The 18,710-nt window shown below is 72.3% G+C and carries 14 protein-coding genes; 9 read left to right on the plus strand and 5 right to left on the minus strand.

Going from position 1 to position 18,710, the window contains the following annotated elements:
• Nucleotides 1-170: 170 nt before the first annotated feature.
• Both P3H78_RS25840 and P3H78_RS25845 read right to left on the minus strand, forming a co-directional pair.
• Nucleotides 171-725, minus strand: coding sequence for a methylated-DNA--[protein]-cysteine S-methyltransferase (locus tag P3H78_RS25840; RefSeq protein ID WP_276111555.1), 555 nt, complete (start codon nucleotides 723-725; stop codon nucleotides 171-173).
• 72 nt (nucleotides 726-797) lie between these two features.
• A complete protein-coding gene (locus P3H78_RS25845) occupies nucleotides 798-1,667 on the minus strand; it encodes a glycerophosphodiester phosphodiesterase (RefSeq protein WP_276111556.1) in 870 nt (289 codons plus the stop codon).
• Between the two features lie 278 nt (nucleotides 1,668-1,945).
• Here P3H78_RS25845 and P3H78_RS25850 point away from each other — a divergent pair, with 278 nt between their 5' ends.
• The 6 genes from P3H78_RS25850 (at nucleotide 1,946) to P3H78_RS25875 (ending at nucleotide 10,465) form a co-directional block, all read left to right on the plus strand.
• On the plus strand, nucleotides 1,946-2,812 hold the full coding sequence (locus tag P3H78_RS25850; RefSeq protein ID WP_276111557.1) for an MHYT domain-containing protein: 867 nt from the start codon (nucleotides 1,946-1,948) through the stop codon (nucleotides 2,810-2,812).
• Nucleotides 2,813-2,852: 40 nt separating this feature from the next.
• The gene (uvrB, locus tag P3H78_RS25855; protein ID WP_276111558.1) at nucleotides 2,853-5,012 is read left to right on the plus strand and encodes an excinuclease ABC subunit UvrB; all 2,160 of its coding nucleotides are present in this window, start codon (nucleotides 2,853-2,855) and stop codon (nucleotides 5,010-5,012) included.
• 166 nt (nucleotides 5,013-5,178) lie between these two features.
• Entirely contained in the window at nucleotides 5,179-5,757 is a 579-nt protein-coding gene (locus P3H78_RS25860) for a TerD family protein (RefSeq protein ID WP_276111559.1), read from the plus strand.
• A 55-nt stretch (nucleotides 5,758-5,812) separates the two neighbouring features.
• The gene (locus P3H78_RS25865; protein WP_276111560.1) at nucleotides 5,813-7,936 is read left to right on the plus strand and encodes a TerD family protein; all 2,124 of its coding nucleotides are present in this window, start codon (nucleotides 5,813-5,815) and stop codon (nucleotides 7,934-7,936) included.
• 299 nt (nucleotides 7,937-8,235) lie between these two features.
• Entirely contained in the window at nucleotides 8,236-9,237 is a 1,002-nt protein-coding gene (locus P3H78_RS25870; RefSeq protein WP_276111561.1) for a TerC family protein, read from the plus strand.
• A gap of 127 nt (nucleotides 9,238-9,364) precedes the next feature.
• Complete coding sequence (locus P3H78_RS25875; RefSeq protein WP_276111562.1) at nucleotides 9,365-10,465, plus strand: calcium:cation antiporter; 1,101 nt, start codon at nucleotides 9,365-9,367, stop codon at nucleotides 10,463-10,465.
• On the opposite strand, the gene P3H78_RS25880 is transcribed toward P3H78_RS25875, so the two are convergent.
• On the minus strand, nucleotides 10,455-11,840 hold the full coding sequence (locus P3H78_RS25880) for an MFS transporter (RefSeq protein ID WP_276111602.1): 1,386 nt from the start codon (nucleotides 11,838-11,840) through the stop codon (nucleotides 10,455-10,457). The genes P3H78_RS25875 and P3H78_RS25880 overlap by 11 nt on opposite strands.
• Before the next feature lie 235 nt (nucleotides 11,841-12,075).
• Here P3H78_RS25880 and aroQ point away from each other — a divergent pair, with 235 nt between their 5' ends.
• Nucleotides 12,076-12,549 carry a type II 3-dehydroquinate dehydratase gene (gene aroQ, locus P3H78_RS25885; RefSeq protein ID WP_276111563.1) on the plus strand — a complete coding sequence of 158 codons (474 nt, stop codon included), beginning with the start codon at nucleotides 12,076-12,078 and terminating at the stop codon, nucleotides 12,547-12,549.
• Between the two features lie 267 nt (nucleotides 12,550-12,816).
• Here the strand turns inward: aroQ and P3H78_RS25890 are convergent, their stop codons facing one another.
• Nucleotides 12,817-13,473 (minus strand): MBL fold metallo-hydrolase, encoded by a 657-nt coding sequence (locus tag P3H78_RS25890; RefSeq protein ID WP_276111564.1) that lies wholly within the window; start codon nucleotides 13,471-13,473, stop codon nucleotides 12,817-12,819.
• Nucleotides 13,474-13,654: 181 nt separating this feature from the next.
• Here P3H78_RS25890 and P3H78_RS25895 point away from each other — a divergent pair, with 181 nt between their 5' ends.
• Nucleotides 13,655-14,488, plus strand: coding sequence for a transglutaminase domain-containing protein (locus tag P3H78_RS25895; RefSeq protein ID WP_276111565.1), 834 nt, complete (start codon nucleotides 13,655-13,657; stop codon nucleotides 14,486-14,488).
• A 193-nt stretch (nucleotides 14,489-14,681) separates the two neighbouring features.
• On the opposite strand, the gene P3H78_RS25900 is transcribed toward P3H78_RS25895, so the two are convergent.
• Nucleotides 14,682-15,368, minus strand: coding sequence for a maleylpyruvate isomerase family mycothiol-dependent enzyme (locus P3H78_RS25900; protein ID WP_276111566.1), 687 nt, complete (start codon nucleotides 15,366-15,368; stop codon nucleotides 14,682-14,684).
• Between the two features lie 223 nt (nucleotides 15,369-15,591).
• On the opposite strand from P3H78_RS25900, the gene uvrA reads away from it, so the two are divergent.
• The gene (uvrA, locus tag P3H78_RS25905) at nucleotides 15,592-18,618 is read left to right on the plus strand and encodes an excinuclease ABC subunit UvrA (protein WP_276111567.1); all 3,027 of its coding nucleotides are present in this window, start codon (nucleotides 15,592-15,594) and stop codon (nucleotides 18,616-18,618) included.
• Nucleotides 18,619-18,710 lie beyond the last annotated feature (92 nt).

Raw genomic sequence — 18,710 nt, forward strand, 5'->3', positions numbered from 1 at the left:
CACGCCCCGTCAAACCCTCTTGTGTCCGCGCCGGCCACCGGCGTCGACGCCGTCCCCGCCCGTCCGGGGTCCGCGCCGGGAGGGCGGACCCCACCGGCGCCTGCGGTGCCGTCAGGCCCTCCGGACCCGGCGCGCGGGACGAGGCGCTGAGCGGCCGGGCCGAACATGGCTCAGAACAGCGGTTCGGGCAGCACACCCTCCAGCGCGAGGAGTCTCCGCTTGGTCTCCAGGCCACCGCCGAATCCGCCGATCCCCCCGTCGCGCTCGACGACCCGGTGGCACGGCACCACCACCGGGAGCGGGTTGGCGCCCATCGCCGCCCCCACCGCCTGCGCCGCACCGGGCTGTCCGACCCGGTCGGCGAGGTCCCCGTACCCGACCACGGCGCCGTACGGCACGTCCGACTCCAGGGCGCGGAGCACCTGCCGGTTGAACCCTGAGATCAGGGACCAGTCCAGCGGCAGGTCGAACGCGTGCAGCTCGCCCGCGAAATAGGCGTCGAGCTGGCGTACCGCCTCCGCCAGCAGCGGGGAGCCGGGCGCTTCGACGGGGTCGGTGCCCAGCCGGGACGCCAGCCGGGAGAGCGCCTGGTCACGCACCGCGTCCTCGGCGTGGAACACCACGTTGACCAGCCCGTGGTCCGTCGCCGCCAGCAGCAGCGGACCGATGCCGGTGCTGACGACGGCCCACACGACCCGCCGCTCGTCCTGACTTTCGCTGTCCATGCGACCACGGTACGGCCCGCCACTGACAGCGCCCGGGGCGCGGTCCCGCCCCGGGCGCTGTCAGTGGCGGAGTCAGACCGAGTTCAGTGCGTCGCGCACCACGTCGGGCCGGTTGGTGATGATCCCGTCGACGCCGTAGCCGGCCACCTTCCGGGCGTCGGCGGCCCGGTCGACGGTCCAGGCGAAGACCCGCAGCGGCCGGTGGTGCGCTCCGAGGACGGAGTGGACGGTCCCCACGTAGTCGGCCGAGAGCGTGCCCCAGGGCGGGTTGACCATGTCCACGAACGTCGCGTACCGGCGCAGGTCCGCCGCCGCGGGCCGGCCGAGGAGGGCCGTCGGCACCGCCGGGTCGAGCGCGTGCACGATCCGCACGCTGTCGGCGCTGAAGCTCTGCACGATCAGCCGGTCCGCCAGGTGCCGGCGGTCGAGCCAGCCCTCGTTGGCGAGGAGCCTGAGGATCTGCCGCTCGATGCCCGGGTAGAGCTGCGGGTTCTTCACCTCCAGGAGCAGCTTCTCGTGGTTGTGCTCCACCCGGCGCATGTACTGGGCCAGCGTCGGCACGCGCGTGCCCCGGTACCGGGGGGAGAACCAGCTGCCCGCGTCCAGGCGGGCGATCTCCGCCGCGGTGAAGTCCTTCACCTTCCACGGGGCCCGGCCCGGGAAGACCTGCTCGACATCGGTCGTCCGCGCCAGGCTGTCGTCGTGGAGGACGACGAGCCGGCCGTCCTTGGTGCGCTGCACGTCGTTCTCGACCCAGGGGATGCCCAGTGCGGCCGCCCGGTCGATGGCGGGCAGGGTGTTCTCGGGTGCGTAGGCGGAGGCGCCCCGGTGGGCGACGATCACGGGCCGCGCGTGGGCGGCGGCCTCGGCGGGGGAGGTGGGGCAGACCAGGCTCGCCCCCAGGAGCGCGGTGGTCGTGGCGGCAACTGCACGCGCGTGCATGCGGTCTCCTCGCGTCAGTCGATTACGTACAGCACCAGACTGACAGCAGAGAGTCAACGCGGGGTGCGTGCAGGATGGCCACAGATTGAATGGAGTTGCCCCGGCCCGTACACGGGTGCCGCACAACTGCGGCAAGGCCGTGTTTCTTTGCCGGAAAATCGTTCGACCATTCCGGTGGGGGTCATACTCTCAGCGTCACCCCGACCGCCCGCGACGGTCCCGAGTGGGGTGGTGTATCGCGACGTTCCGGGACGCAAGAGGGTGAAGGGCTGCCGCGCATGCAGGGCACGGTCGACGGATTCAGCTACGGACTCGTCACCCCGCTGGTGGCCTTTCTGATGGCCTGTCTGGGCGGCGCGCTCGGTCTGCGGTGCACCACCCGGGCCCTGGTCGTCGCGCACTCCTGGCGGCCCGGCTGGCTCGCCCTCGCCTCCGCCGCGATCGGATCCGGCATCTGGACCTGCCACTTCATCGCCATGACCGGATTCGAGATCGCACAGGCACCGATCGGCTACGACCGGACCACGACGTACGCGAGTCTGGCCCTCGCCATCGTCATGGTCGGCGCCGGGATCTTCATCGTGGGCTACAAAGGTGCGAAGGGTTACCCGCTGTTCACCGGCGGCGCCATCACCGGTCTGGGTGTCGCCTCGATGCACTACCTGGGCATGGCGGGGATGCACTTCGACGGCTGGTTCTCGTACGACCTGCCCACGGTCGCCGCCTCCGTGGTGATCGGCGTGGTCGCCGCGACCGCGGCCCTGTGGGCGGCGGGACAGGTCCGCGGGTTCCTGTGGAGCGTGGGCGCCACCTTCGTGATGGGCCTCGCCGTGTGCGGCATGCACTACACGGGGATGGCGGCGCTCAGCGTGCACCTGCACGGCACCGGCGACGCCGGCTCGGGCGACTCGCCGGCCGTGCTGCTCGCGCCCATGCTGATCGGACCGCTCGCGTTCCTGCTCCTCGCCGGCGTCGTCGTGATCTTCGACCCGCTGGTGGTCGTGGGCAGGCGCGACTGGGCTCCCGCCGAGGAGAAGCCGGGCGTGCCGGCCCGCGCGCTGGTGCCGCACCAGACCCGGCGCACCCTGGCCCGTCCGGCGCGCGCCCTGGACCACCAAGGGTCCGTCGGCTACCGAAACCTCTGATCGCGGCCCACTGTCAGTGGGGGGTCGTACGGTGGATGGCATGCGGCCCGTTTCTCACATCGAACGCACGGTGGCGCCCTTCGAGGTCGTCAGTCCCTACCAGCCCAGCGGTGACCAGCCTCAGGCGATCACCGAGCTCGCCCGGCGCGTCGAGGCGGGCGAGAAGGACGTCGTCCTGCTCGGAGCCACGGGCACCGGCAAGTCCGCCACCACCGCGTGGATGATCGAGAAGCTCCAGCGCCCCACGCTCGTCATGGCGCCGAACAAGACACTGGCCGCACAGCTGGCCAACGAGTTCCGCGAGCTCCTCCCGAACAACGCGGTCGAGTACTTCGTCTCCTACTACGACTACTACCAGCCCGAGGCCTACGTCCCGCAGTCGGACACCTACATCGAGAAGGACTCCTCGATCAACGAGGAGGTCGAGCGCCTGCGCCACTCCGCGACGAACTCGCTGCTCACCCGCCGTGACGTCGTCGTGGTCGCCTCGGTCTCCTGCATCTACGGTCTCGGCACGCCCCAGGAGTACGTGGACCGCATGGTCCCCCTGAAGGTCGGCGACGAGCTCGACCGGGACGAGCTGCTGCGCCGCTTCGTGGACATCCAGTACACGCGCAACGACATGGCCTTCACCCGCGGCACCTTCCGGGTCCGCGGCGACACCATCGAGATCTTCCCGGTCTACGAGGAGCTCGCGGTCCGCATCGAGATGTTCGGCGACGAGATCGAGGCGCTGTCCACACTGCACCCGCTCACCGGCGAGATCATCAGCGACGACGAGCAGCTCTACGTGTTCCCCGCCTCGCACTACATCGCCGGCCCGGAGCGCATGGAGCGTGCCGTCAACGGCATCGAGAAGGAGCTGGCCGAGCGCCTGACCGAGCTGGAGAAGCAGGGCAAGCTCCTGGAGGCCCAGCGGCTGCGGATGCGCACCAGCTACGACATCGAGATGCTCCGCCAGATCGGCACCTGCTCCGGCGTGGAGAACTACTCGATGCACTTCGACGACCGCGCCCCCGGCACCGCGCCCAACACCCTGCTCGACTACTTCCCGGACGACTTCCTGCTGGTCGTCGACGAGTCCCATGTCACCGTGCCGCAGATCGGCGCGATGTACGAGGGGGACGCCTCCCGCAAGCGCACCCTCGTCGACCACGGCTTCCGGCTGCCCTCCGCCCTCGACAACCGCCCCCTGAAGTGGGAGGAGTTCCAGCAGCGCATCGGGCAGACGGTGTACCTGTCTGCCACCCCGGGCCCGTACGAGCTGTCCCGCTCCGACGGCCAGGTCGAGCAGATCATCCGCCCCACCGGCCTCGTCGACCCCGAGGTGGTCGTCAAGCCCACCGAGGGCCAGATCGACGACCTGGTCCACGAGATCCGCACCCGCACCGAGCGGGACGAGCGCGTCCTGGTCACCACCCTGACGAAGAAGATGGCCGAGGACCTCACGGACTACTTCGTCGAACTCGGCATCCAGGTGCGCTACCTGCACAGCGACGTCGACACGCTCCGCCGCATCGAGCTGCTGCGGGAGCTGCGCAGCGGCGAGTACGACGTCCTCGTCGGCATCAACCTCCTGCGGGAGGGCCTGGACCTGCCCGAGGTGTCCCTCGTGGCCATCCTCGACGCCGACAAGGAGGGCTTCCTGCGCTCGGGCACCTCCCTCATCCAGACCATCGGCCGCGCGGCGCGCAACGTCTCCGGCCAGGTCCACATGTACGCCGACAAGATCACCCCGGCGATGGAGAAGGCCATCGACGAGACCAACCGCCGCCGGGAGAAGCAGGTCGCGTACAACACCGCGCACGGCATCGACCCGCAGCCGCTGCGCAAGAAGATCAACGACATCGTGGCGCAGATCGCCCGCGAGGAGGTCGACACCGAGCAGCTCCTCGGCAGCGGCTACCGCCAGTCACGCGACGGCAAGGGTGCCAGGACGCCGGTGCCCGCGCTCGGCGACAGGGCGGCCATGGGCGCGCAGCAGGCCCCGAAGTCCGCCAAGTCCGCGAAGGGCAGGGCGAAGGAGACGGCGCCGACCGACCGTCCCGCGGCCCAGCTCGCCGAGCAGATCGAGGACATGACGGAGCGGATGCGGGCCGCCGCCGCCGACCTGCAGTTCGAGGTGGCCGCCCGGATCCGCGACGAGGTCTCCGAGATGAAGAAGGAGCTGCGCCAGATGCGGGAGGCCGGGCTGTCCTGACCGGTGCGCGGCGGTCGCGGCCGGGCGCACCGGCCCGCCCGCCCCGTGTTGCAAGACCGACACAAAGTGCGGACCGGAGTGCGGGCCGGTCCGTGCTCCTGCGTAGGGTTCTGATCAACCGCGGACTCCGCGGCAACAGGGGAGTAGTCCGAGAGGGGAATCAGCCGTGACCGTCAACTTGACCAAGGGTCAGGCCATCAGTCTGCAGAAGAACGACGGGGGCAGCCTGAGCGCGGTCCGCATGGGTCTCGGCTGGCAGGCAGCCCCGCGCCGCGGTCTGTTCGGCTCCCGCACCCGTGAGATCGACCTCGACGCGTCCGCGGTGCTCTTCGCCGGCCAGCAGCCGGTGGACGTCGTGTTCTTCCGCCACCTGGTCAGCGACGACGGCTCCGTGCGCCACACCGGTGACAACCTGGTCGGCGGTGCGGGCCAGGGCGGCGACGACGAGGCCATCCTCGTCGACCTCGAGCGCGTCCCGGTCCACATCGACCGGATCGTCTTCACCGTGAACTCCTTCACCGGCCAGACCTTCCAGGAGGTGCAGAACGCGTTCTGCCGCCTGGTCGACGAGTCCAACGGCCAGGAACTCGCCCGCTACACCCTCGCCGGCGGCGGCGACTACACCGCCCAGATCATGGCGAAGGTGCACCGCGCGGGCGCCGGCTGGACGATGACGGCCATCGGTGCCCCCGCCAACGGCCGCACCTTCCAGGACCTGATGCCGGCGATCCAGCCGCACCTGTAGGCATCACGGCCCGCCGGAGCGCGGTCCACGACAACGACACAGGGGGGCGAGGGCGATGACGGCCGAGCTGGTACGGGGGCAGAACCATCCGCTCCCCGAGGTCCGCCTCGGCATCCGGGTCTCGGCCGGTACACCGGTCGTCGCCGCGGTCTCACTCGGAGACGACCGGGGCAGGGCGCACCTGCCCGAGTGCGTGGCCCACCCCGGTGCCCCCGTCCTCCCCGGGGTCGAGGTCACCCGGCAGGCGGCCGCCGACCACCTGCTCACCGTCGACCTGGAGGCCGTGCACGAGAGCGTGCACCGGGTCAGCGTGCTGCTCGTTCTGCCCGCCGGCGGTGCGCACCCGGCCCGCTTCGGCGCGGTCGCCGCCCCCCGCGTCGCGGTGAGCCGTCCCGACGGCACCGAACTGGCCGGCTACACCGTCACCGGCCTGGACAGCGAAGCGGCCGTGGTCGCCCTGGAGTTCTACCGCCGCCAGGGAACATGGAAGGTGCGTGCCGTCGGCCAGGGATACGCGGGCGGACTCGCCGCGCTCCTCACCGACCAGGGCCTGCCCGGAGCCGCCGCGCTGGCGACCGCCGTCGAGGCGGCGGCGTCCCCGGACGCGACCCGTGCCGCTCCGGCACCCGCCCGGCCGCCGGCCGAGGACCGGCGCTCCGCACGACCGGCCACCGCACCCAGCGGCGCGGGTCACGGCGACGCGGCGACGGCGCACGGCCCCGGCACGGCGCGGCCCGCGTCCGCCGACGCGGGGCGTACCACCGCCGGGCACGGCCGTCCGGCGCACCCGAAGCCCCCCTCGGACACCGGGACGTCCCGGCCTCCGGACCCGGACGACACTCGGGGGACGTCCGGCTCCTCCGCCACCCCGTCGGCGCCCGTGCCCGCCGCGTCCCCCGCCCCGTCGCCCCCGGAACCCGAGGCATCCGCCCCGGCACCGGGGCAGCCCCCGGCCGCCCGGCCGCGGGCGTCAGGGGCGGGGCCGGTCGACTGCACCCACCCCAGCCGGCGGCCCGCGGCACCTCCGGCCCCGTCCGGACAGCCGGCGCAGCCCGTCGCGGGCGATGCCACGGGCTGGAGCATGGAGGAGCGCCTCTACAACCAGGTCCGGGGCATGTTCGAGGACCTGGCCCGCACCACCGCCGCCTACCGCAGCGCGGTCGACTTCGCCGACGATCGCCGTGACCAGGAGCTCGACCAGGTCCTGTCCGACCCCCGCAACCGCATCGACGGCGCCGGCGACGCCGCCCGGGATGCCGTCCGCGCCCGCCACGCCGAACTCGTGGACCGGGCCGGGGAGGTCTTCGACCGTGACCTGGCCCAGCTGGCGGCGGAGTCCGAGGTCGTCGAACCGGCCCTGCCGCCGGCCTACGCCCGCTGGGACTACCCCGTCTGGCACGGGTACCGCGTGCCGACGCAGACGCCCATGGCCGTCCGGCTCGGCGACCTGCACCTGCCGGAAAGCCCGTCCCTGCGGATCCCGCTGCTCATCCGGCTGCCGCTGGAGCGCGGCCTGTGGATCGACAGCGGCCCGTCGGCGACGGACGCCGACTCCGCGGCGGACGACGCAGGGACGCGACGGCGGGCCGTCGACGTGGCGGTGGCCGTCGCGGCCCGGCTGCTGGCGATCCACCCCGCAGGCGAGTTCGACGTGCACGTGGTGGACCCGGCCGGATCGGCGGCGCAGGCGCTCGTCCCGCTGGTGCAGGCGGGCGTCCTGACAGGACCGCCCGCACTCGGCGCCGCCGGAGTCACGGAGGTGCTGAGTCGGCTCACCGAGCGGGTCGACCTGGTCCAGATGGCCGTGCGCGGCGGCGCTCCCGACGCGCTTCCGGCCGGCCTCGGCGCATCCCGTCAACTGCTGATCGTCAACGGCTTCCCGCACGGCTTCGACGACCGCGCCGTCACCCGCCTGCGCTACCTCGCCGACGAGGGGCCGGCCGCGGGCGTCCATCTGATGCTCGTCGCGGCCCGGGAGGACGCGTCCGCGTACGGTCCGCTGCTCGACCCGCTGTGGCGGGCGCTGCTGCGCCTCACCCCGCTGCCCGACGACCATCTCGCCGACCCCTGGGTCGGGCACGCCTGGACCTACGAGCCGTCCCTGGTGCCGCCGGGCAGCGCGGTGCTCCACCTGGTGCTCTCCCGGCTCGCGAAGGCCCGTCGCCACGGCAGCCGGTGACCGGCACATGACCCGCACCCACTCCACCGTCAAGGAAAAGTAAAAGCGCTTCACCAGCAGCTTTGATCTTTTCTTTGCCTTCTTCTTTACCTTTCCTTGGTGATTCGCGTACAGTGGAGCGCACGGAGGGGAGTACTCCCTATCGGCTGCGGCGTTCCCGTCAGTACGGATCCGGTCGGATCCCGGGACGCCGGCCCGCGAGACCGCGCGCATCGCCCGCGCCGGGACCGACGGGTGGAAGAGACCTCCGGCAGCGACGACGCTGACATTCATGCCGTGACGCACCTGCCGGAGGCGCAGTGGACGTATCACCGACCCTGTGGGTCCTGACCATCGTGGGCCTTGCCGCCCTGATCGCGGTCGACTTCCTCATCGGACGCAAGCCCCATGAGGTGTCGGTCAAGGAGGCCGGCATCTGGACCGCCGTCTGGATCGCCCTGGCCGGCCTCTTCGGGCTCGGCCTGTTCCTCCACGCCGGCGGGCGGCCCGCCGGCGAGTTCTTCGCCGGATTCATCACCGAGAAATCGCTGAGCGTCGACAACCTCTTCGTCTTCGTCCTGATCATGGCGAAGTTCGCGGTGCCCACGAAGTACCAGCAGCGGGTGCTGCTGATCGGCGTCCTCATAGCCCTGGTGCTGCGGGCCGTGTTCATCGCCGCGGGCGCCGCGATCATCGCGAGCTTCTCCTGGGTGTTCTACCTGTTCGGCGCGTTCCTCGTCTGGACCGCCTGGAAGCTCGTCCAGGAGGCCAGAGCCGAGGAGCACGACGAGGAGTACGAGGAGAACAGGCTGCTGAGGGCGGCCGAGCGCCGCTTCGGCGTCGCCGACCGGTACCACGGCACCAGCCTCTGGATCCGGGAGAACGGCAAGCGGGTCATGACGCCGATGCTGGTCGTGATGCTCGCGATCGGCACCACCGATGTCCTCTTCGCCCTCGACTCGATCCCCGCGATCTTCGGCCTGACCCAGGACCCGTACATCGTCTTCACCGCCAACGCCTTCGCCCTGATGGGCCTGCGGCAGCTGTACTTCCTCATCGGCGGCCTGCTCAAGAGGCTGGTCCACCTGTCGTACGGGCTGTCCGTGATCCTTGGCTTCATCGGCGTCAAGCTGGTGCTGCACGCGCTCCACGAGTCCGGGGTCCACGTCCCGGAGATCAGCATCCCCGTCTCGCTCGGCGTCATCTGCGCCGTCCTGGTCGTGACCACCGTCACCAGCCTGATGGCCTCCAGGAAGCAGGCCGGGCGCGAGGAGGTGCAGGAAGGAAGCCGCCGCACACCGGAGGACCACGTCGATGTGTGACCCGGCCGCGCGGACACAGGGACGTGCCCCCGGCGCGCACGGACCCCCGCGCCCCGGCGGCGCCGGTGCGGTGCCCCCGGAAGCCGACGGGAATGCGGTGGCCGGGGGCCTCTGCAACGATCGCAGCATGATCGCGCGGCTCGCGAATTGGACGGGGCAGTGGACGGCCGTCGTACCGGTGCTCGCGATCGTCCTGCTGGTCCTCACCTGGGGACGGGCGCTGCCCGTCGCGGTCGTCGTCGTGGTGACGCTCGTCCTGGCCGGCGCGGTCCTCGCCGCCGTGCACCACGCGGAGGTGGTGGCCCACCGGGTCGGCGAGCCCTTCGGATCCCTGGTGCTCGCCGTCGCCGTCACCGTCATCGAGGTCGCCCTCATCGTCACCCTGATGGCCGACGGGGGCGACAAGAGCGCCACCCTGGCCCGGGACACGGTCTTCGCCGCCGTGATGATCACCTGCAACGGCGTGGTCGGACTGTGCCTGCTCGCGGCATCCCTGCGGCACGGCACGGCCGTCTTCAACGCCGAGGGCACCGGGGCCGCGCTCGCCACGGTGGCGACCCTGGCCACGCTCAGCCTGGTCCTGCCGACCTTCACCACCAGCAAGCCCGGCCCGGAGTTCTCCGGGGTCCAGCTCGCCTTCGCGGCCCTGTCCTCGCTGATCCTGTACGGCCTGTTCGTGGCCACCCAGACGGTGCGGCACCGCGACTACTTCCTGCCGATCACCCGGCAGGGCGAGGTGATCGCCTCGGACGACCACGCGCTCGCGCCCTCCGCCCGCACCGCGTGGATCAGCCTGGGACTGCTGGGCCTGGCCCTGGTCGGCGTGGTCGGACTGGCCAAGGGCGTGTCGCCCACGATCGAGTCCGGGGTCGCGGCGGCGGGGCTGCACCAGGCCGTCGTCGGCGTGATCATCGCGCTCCTGGTGCTGCTGCCCGAGACCATCGCCGCGCTGCGGTCCGCCCGGCGCGACCGGGTGCAGACCAGCCTCAACCTGGCGCTCGGCTCCGCCATGGCCAGCATCGGCCTCACCATCCCGGCCGTCGCACTGGCGTCCGTATGGCTTTCCGGACCGCTCGTGCTCGGCCTCAGTGCCACCCACATGGTCCTGCTCGCCCTCACCGTGGTGGTCGCCTCCCTCACGGTGGTGCCCGGGCGGGCCACCCCGCTCCAGGGAGGCGTGCACCTGGTGATCTTCGCCGCCTACCTGGAACTGGCGATCAGCCCGTAGGCCCGGTCGCCGCGCCCGGACCGTCCGGTCGGTCGCCGGCACGGCCGTCCGCGCGGCACGGGCCGGCCGTGGGCACCTCCGGGGCCTCCGGGGCGTCCGGCGTGTCCGGGACGCCCGCTGCGTCCGCCGCGCCCGCCGCGGGGCGGGTCTCCGGCAGCAGGGCGAAACATCCCAGGCCGAGCAGTGCGAGCACCGTGAGATAGGCGGCGACGCCCCAGGGCACGTGTCCTCCCCGGTCGGCGAGCGCCGTCGCCACGATCGGAGTGACGGCGCCGCCGAGCACCCCGCCCAGGTTGTAGCCCACGGCGGCGCCCGTGCAGCGCACCTGGGGCTCGAACAGCTCCGGCAGGTACGCGGCGATCACGGCGAACATCGTGATGAACGCCAGCAGTGCCCCGAGGAAGCCGAGGAACATCAGCGGCGGCGTCCCGGTCGCCAGCAGGGCCACCATCGGGAACATCCACAGTGCGGTCGCCGCGCACCCGGCCAGGCACAGGGTCCGGCGCCCGTGGCGGTCGCCGAGCAGCGCCATCACCGGTGTGCACGCCCCCGTCACCGCCACCGCCGCCATGATGCAGCCCAGCACGACGGTGCGGTCCACGCCGAGGCGCTCCGTCGCATAGGCCAGGGACCAGGTGGTCACCGTGTAGAACACCGCATACCCCACCGCGAGGGCGCCCGCCGTCAGCAGCACCGGCCGCCGGTGCCGCCGCACCACGTCCACGAACGGCACGCGCGGCGGGACGTCGATCTCCAGGAACCGGGGACTCTCCGGGAGCGACGAGCGCAGCCACAGCCCGGCCGCGGCGAGGACGCCCGCCGCCCAGAAGGGCACCCGCCAGCCCCACTCGGCGAACTGCGCCGGGGACAGGGCCGCCGACAGCACCAGCACGGACCCGTTGGCCAGGAGGAACCCCAGCGGCGGTCCCATCTGCGGGAAGCCCGCCCACAGTGCCCGCCGGCCGGGCGGCGCGTGCTCGGCGGTCAGCAGCACCGCCCCGCCCCACTCGCCGCCCAGCCCCAGCCCCTGAAGGAAGCGCAGCAGAAGCAGCAGCAGCGGCGCGGCCACGCCGATCGCGGAGTACGTCGGCACGAAGCCCACCGCGACCGTCGCGGCACCGGTGAGCAGCAGTGAGGCCACGAGCACCGGACGCCGCCCGTGCCGGTCCCCGATGTGACCGAACAGCACCGAGCCCAGGGGCCGGGCGGCGAAGCCGACGGCGAAGGTGCCGAAGGCGGCCAGCGTGCCCGCCGCCGGCGAGAAGGTGGGGAAGAACAGCGGCCCCAGCACCAGGGCCGCCGCCGTGCCGTACACGAAGAAGTCGTAGAACTCGATCGCGGTCCCGGCGAGCGAGGCGGCGGCCAGCCGTGGCATGGACGGCGCCGTCACCGTGCGTGCAAGTTGCATGCCGGACCAACTACCCACGGTGACATGCGGTTACGGGGGCGCGTGAGGGCTCGCGAGGGGCGGTGTGCAGGGAGGGGCGTGCGCCGGGACCGGGCCGCGGACCGGGACCGGCACGGTCGCCGGCCGCGGCGCGCCTCGTGATAGACCGGGGCTGAGCAGCGGTCCCCGGAGGGCCGGCAGACCCGAACGGACCGGAGGAACCGTGCCCCCCAGCCTCGCCGACGCCCCCATCATGATCCTCAACGGACCCAACCTGAACCTGCTCGGACAGCGGCAGCCGGAGATCTACGGCTCCGACACGCTCGCCGACGTCGAGGCGCTGTGCGTGCGGGCGGCCGCGGCGCACGGCGGCACGGTCGACTTCCGGCAGTCCAACCACGAGGGCGAGCTGGTGGACTGGATCCAGGAGGCGCGGCTGCACCACGCGGGCATCGTCATCAACCCGGCCGCCTACTCCCACACGTCCGTCGCGATCCTGGACGCGCTCAGCGCCTGCGACGGCCTGCCGGTGGTCGAGGTCCACATCTCCAACATCCACCGGCGCGAGGAGTTCCGGCACCACTCGTACGTCTCCCGACGGGCCGACGGCGTCATCGCCGGATGCGGGGTGCAGGGGTACGCGTTCGCGGTCGAGCGGGTCGCGGCGCTCGCGGGCGCGGTGGCCGCGCAGACCTGACACGACCCCTCCCCGGAGCCCGGCGGTGTCGAAGAGGCTGAGCTGACGTGCCGTCACCGCCTCGGGCGACACGCGCCGGGGCCGCCGGTCGAGGGCGGGGGAAGACCGGCGGCCCGTGCCGCGCAGGAGTCGTCCGTCCTGTGCGGGGCTGCCGGACCAGTGGACTGCGCCGCGGCGCACGCCGGGAGCGTGCGTGCACCCACCGGCGCGAGCGAGCACTTCACACGGGGTGTGCGCGCTGGGTGGCGTGCGGACCGGCGTGCCGCGTCACCACCCGCGCGTGCGCCACTCGGCAAGATGCGGGCGCTCGGCGCCCAGCGTGGTGTCGTTGCCGTGTCCCGGGTAGACCCAGGTCTCGTCCGGGAGCGGATCGAAGATCTTCGTCTCGACGTCGTGGATCAGGCTGGCGAACGCCTTCGGGTCCTTGTGGGTGTTGCCCACGCCGCCCGGGAAGAGGCAGTCGCCGGTGAAGACGTGCGGATGCCCGTGCGGGTCGTCGTAGACCAGGGCGATCGACCCCGGGGTGTGGCCGACCAGGTGACGTGCGGTGAGGTCGACCTGCCCCACCCGCACGGTGTCGCCGTCGGCGAGCGGGACATCGGTGGGCACCGGGATGCCCTCGGCGTCCTCGCGGCCGGCCAGGGTGCGCGCCCCCGTGGCGGCCACGACCTCGGCGAGCGCCTGCCAGTGGTCGGCGTGGCGGTGGGTCGTGACGACGGAGGCGATCCCGTCGTCACCGATCATGCCGAGCAGGGTCCGCGCGTCGGCGGCCGCGTCGATCAGCATCTGCTCGTCCGTGGCCCGGCAGCGCAGCAGATAGGCGTTGTTGTCCATCGGGCCGACCGCGATCTTGGTGATCATCAGGTCCTTGAGTTCGTGCACGTCCGCCGGGCCGCCGACCGTCACCTCTCCGCTGTACGTCATGAGCGTCAGCCTATCGCCGTTGCCCGGCCGCGCAGTTGTGTCAGGGCGCCGCGCCACCGCCCAGGACCCGTCCGGTCGGCCGTGCGGGCCGGACCGGTGCGGCCATCTTGTTGAACGTGTTCAAATTTCCTGTCACGATACGTCGGCCACCTGAAGGGTGCCGGGCGGGAGGTCCACGGTCATGTCGAGCTCACTTCTCACGCAGCGAGGCCGCGTCCGTACGCGCACGGCCGCCACGGGATCGTCCGGCAGGGGGGTGGCGGGGAGCACGGCCCCCACGCGGATCCTCGACTGGCGGCATCCGGACGTGTCCGCCGCGCTCCGGCGGATCGGCGTGCCGGCGGACCCGGGGGACACCGCGGATCCCGCCGACCGGATCGCGGACCTGCGCCGCGCTCACCGGTGGATCGCCGAAGCCGTGAGGCCGGTGTACTCGGTCCAGGACGAGCGGCCCGTGTCGGAGGTGCTGCGCCGCGGCCGCGGCTCGTGCAGCCAGCGGCTGGCGGTACTGGAGTGCGCCGCGCGGGCGTCCGGGGTGGCCACGCGGGTGCGCGGCCTGCTGGTGGACGGGAGGTTCTGGTATCCGCGCTTCCCCCGGCTCCGCCGGATCGTCCCGGACCGCGTCGTGCTCGCATGGCCGGAGTTCCGCCTCGACGGGCCGTCGCCGGCCGGTCACCGCACCGCGCCCTGGCTGCCGGTCTCGGAACTCTTCGGCGGTCTCGACGACCTGGGCGCGGGCGGCGGTGGCGGCTTCACCAACGCCGGCTCGGAGACGCTCTTCGAGGCGCTGTCCAGGACGGCGGTCGACTGGGACGGCGCGACGGCCTGCCCGGCCGGCGGAGCCGCGTGCGACCTCTCGGTCCACGTCCTGGCGGACCTCGGCCGCTTCGGCTCGCGCGACGAACTCTTCGCCCGGCACGGCCAGACCCTCTGCGCGACGGCCAGACTCCTGGCCGAGCCCGTCCTCGGTCGCCGCTCGGCGGGTGCGACCCGGGCGACGCCCCGGACCTCCTAGTGCTGTGGCCCGAAGGGTGTGTCGGGATGCTCGCGGCGTCCGGTGCCGGGGGCAGTTCCCGCGCCGTTCAGGCTGTGGGGGAGCATCGCACGGCGGAGCGTCGCCCGCGTACGGGATGTACTCGGGTGAGGCGACACCGCGGCGAGGTGCCGTGCCGGGCGTCGCGAGCCGGTGAACCTTTCCGGTCGCAGCACTAGAGCGGGGGAAGGGACGGAAGGGCGCCGCCCTCGGTCTTGAGCGCGGCCCCGTCGCGGCGTCCGGCGAGCCAGCCCAGCAGGTCGGCCGGGGTGCCCGTCACGGTGGCTGCGGCCTCGTCCGCCTCCCGGCCCGTGCGCCACGCGCGCGTGCCGTCCGTCAGCCGGGTCGGCGGCACCTCGGGGTGGCCGGTGAAGCGCTGCGCGAGGAACGCGATCTCGCGCTCCGTGAACTCGGCCGGGAGGTCCTCCAGCTCGTACCCGACGCCGAGGTCCACGTGGTGCAGCTCGACCTCCGCCCAGCGCCGGAACGGCACCCGGGCCGCGACGTCGGTGACCCCGTTGCGCAGTTCCACCGTGCGCGACCAGTCCGCGGGCATCTCGCCCAGTGCCTGGAACCGGGCCGCGCTCTCGCGCACGTCGGCGAGCTGGGCGCCGGGCCCGCGCGGGGCGTCCCGCTCGATGTCGGCGTCCCGGGCCGCGGCGGAGGCGTACATCGGGCGCCCCTCCAAAACGTTCACGAGCGCGTCCGCGTTGCGGGCGAGGTGGGCGAGGACGTGGCCGCGGGTCCAGCCGGGAAGCCGTGACTGCTCGGCCACGGCGGCGTTGTCCAGGGCGGTCGCTGCGATGAGCAGCCGTTCGGTCGCTTCGCGTACGGACACCAGGTCACGGACATGATCAGTCATGGGCCCGACCCTAGCCCCGCCACTCCTTCGGGTGAAGGTGGCGGACCGGCCCCGCAAATCGAATGTGCGTGCTATATGGTCGGGTGCGGCGTCGGGCATGCTGGAGAGCCGGGGATTGTTATGCATCCGGGGCATCCGACCGGCGTTGTCAGTGGCTCCCCCTAGTCTGGAGAAGACGGGGGCCCCGCCCCTGTCACTTCTCTCAAGAAAGGTGCGGACCGGCGTGGCCGACCGTCTCATCGTCCGTGGCGCGCGCGAGCACAACCTGAAGAACGTGTCGCTCGACCTGCCCAGGGACTCGATCATCGTCTTCACGGGCCTGTCCGGCTCGGGCAAGTCCTCCCTGGCGTTCGACACGATCTTCGCCGAGGGCCAGCGGCGCTACGTGGAGTCGCTCTCCTCCTACGCCCGGCAGTTCCTCGGCCAGATGGACAAGCCGGACGTCGACTTCATCGAGGGCCTCTCCCCGGCCGTCTCCATCGACCAGAAGTCGACCTCGCGCAACCCGCGCTCGACGGTCGGCACCATCACCGAGGTCTACGACTACCTGCGGCTGCTCTTCGCCCGCATCGGCAAGCCGCACTGCCCGGAGTGCAGCCGGCCGATCTCGCGCCAGTCGCCGCAGGCCATCGTCGACCGGGTCCTGGAGCTGCCGGAGGGGAGCCGCTTCCAGGTGCTGTCGCCGCTGGTGCGCGAGCGCAAGGGCGAGTTCGTCGACCTCTTCGCGGACCTCCAGACCAAGGGCTACAGCCGCGCGCGGGTCGACGGCGAGACGGTCCAGCTGTCCCAGCCGCCCACGCTGAAGAAGCAGGAGAAGCACACCATCGAGGTGGTCGTCGACCGCCTCACGGTGAAGGACTCCGCCAAGCGCCGCCTCACCGACTCCGTGGAGACCGCCCTCGGGCTGTCCGGCGGCATGGTCGTCCTCGACTTCGTGGACCTCCCCGAGGACGACCCCGAGCGCGAGCGCATGTACTCGGAGCACCTGTACTGCCCGTACGACGACCTGTCCTTCGAGGAGCTCGAGCCCCGCTCCTTCTCCTTCAACTCGCCCTTCGGCGCCTGCCCCGAGTGCTCCGGCATCGGCACGCGCATGGAGGTCGACCCCGAGCTGATCGTCCCGGACCCGGAGAAGAGCCTCGACGAGGGCGCCATCCACCCGTGGTCGCACGGCCACACCAAGGACTACTTCGGCCGCCTCGTCGGCGCACTGGCCGACGCGCTCGGCTTCCGTACGGACATCCCCTTCGCGGGGCTGCCGCAGCGCGCCAAGAAGGCCCTGCTCCACGGCCACCGCACCCAGATCGAGGTCCGCTACCGCAACCGCTACGGCCGCGAGCGCGTGTACACCACGCCCTTCGAGGGCGCCGTCCCGTTCGTCAAGCGCCGGCACAGCGAGGCGGAGAGCGACGCCAGCCGGGAGCGCTTCGAGGGCTACATGCGCGAGGTGCCCTGCCCCACCTGCGAGGGCACCCGCCTGAAGCCGATCGTCCTCGCGGTGACCGTCATGGGGAGGTCGATCGCGGAGGTCTCCGCCATGTCGATCAGCGACTGCGCGGACTTCCTGGGCGAGCTGAAGCTGAGCGCCCGCGACAAGAAGATCGCCGAGCGCGTCCTCAAGGAGGTCAACGAGCGGCTGCGCTTCCTGGTCGACGTCGGCCTCGACTACCTCTCGCTGAACCGCGCGGCAGGCACCCTCTCCGGCGGCGAGGCCCAGCGCATCCGTCTGGCCACGCAGATCGGCTCCGGTCTCGTCGGCGTGCTGTACGTGCTCGACGAGCCGTCCATCGGCCTGCACCAGCGCGACAACCACCGGCTGATCGAGACCCTGGTCCGGCTCCGCGACATGGGCAACACGCTCATCGTCGTCGAGCACGACGAGGACACCATCAAGGTCGCCGACTGGGTCGTCGACATCGGCCCCGGCGCGGGCGAGCACGGCGGCAAGGTCGTGCACAGCGGCTCCCTGAAGGAGCTGCTGACCAACGCCGAGTCGCAGACCGGCCAGTACCTCTCCGGCCGGAAGGCGATCCCGCTGCCGGACGTCCGGCGCCCGCTCGACCCGTCGCGCCGGCTCACGGTGCACGGCGCCCGCGAGAACAACCTGCAGGACATCGACGTGTCCTTCCCGCTGGGCGTGTTCACCGCGGTCACCGGAGTCTCCGGCTCCGGCAAGTCGACGCTGGTCAACGACATCCTCTACACCCACCTGGCCCGCGAGCTGAACGGCGCGCGCAACGTGCCCGGCCGGCACACGCGCGTGGACGGCGACGACCTCGTCGACAAGGTCGTGCACGTCGACCAGTCGCCGATCGGCCGCACCCCGCGGTCGAACCCGGCGACGTACACGGGCGTCTTCGACCACGTCCGCAAGCTGTTCGCCGAGACCACCGAGGCGAAGGTCCGCGGCTACCTGCCCGGCCGCTTCTCCTTCAACGTCAAGGGTGGCCGCTGCGAGAACTGCGCGGGCGACGGCACGATCAAGATCGAGATGAACTTCCTCCCGGACGTCTACGTCCCGTGCGAGGTCTGCCACGGCGCCCGGTACAACCGGGAGACCCTGGAAGTCCACTACAAGGGCAAGTCCGTCGCCGACGTCCTGAACATGCCGATCGAGGAGGCCACCGAGTTCTTCGAGGCGGTCCCCGCGATCTCCCGCCACCTGAGGACGCTCAAGGACGTCGGTCTCGGCTACGTCCGGCTCGGCCAGTCGGCGACGACCCTGTCCGGCGGCGAGGCGCAGCGGGTCAAACTGGCCAGCGAGCTGCAGCGCCGCTCCACCGGCCGCACGGTCTACGTCCTCGACGAGCCCACCACCGGTCTGCACTTCGAGGACATCAGCAAGCTCCTGAAGGTGCTCTCCGGCCTGGTCGACAAGGGCAACACGGTCATCGTCATCGAGCACAACCTCGACGTGATCAAGACGGCCGACTGGATCGTCGACATGGGTCCCGAGGGCGGCGCCGGAGGCGGTCTCGTGGTCGCCGAGGGCACGCCCGAGGAGGTCGCGGGCGTCCCCTCCAGCCACACCGGCAAGTTCCTCCGGGAGATCCTCGGCGCGGACCGGATCAGCGACGCCGAGCCGGTGCGGGCGCCGCGCAAGCGGACCGCGACCAGGGCGGCGGCCACGCCGGCGAAGAAGACGGTCACGGCCCGGACCGCCGCCGACGGCACGCCGACGGAGAAGGCGGCCCGCGCCACGAAGAAGACCGCGCCCGCGAAGAAGACGACGCGGGCGCGCAAGGCCTGACCCGGCGGGCAGCCGTCCGCCCGAGTCGGCCGCCCCGGCCGACGGGATGGGGGGCGGGGGTGCGCACACCCCCGCCCCCCATCCCGTCGCTC

This window comes from Streptomyces tropicalis (assembly GCF_029269835.1).
Taxonomy (GTDB): Bacteria; Actinomycetota; Actinomycetes; order Streptomycetales; family Streptomycetaceae; genus Streptomyces; species Streptomyces tropicalis.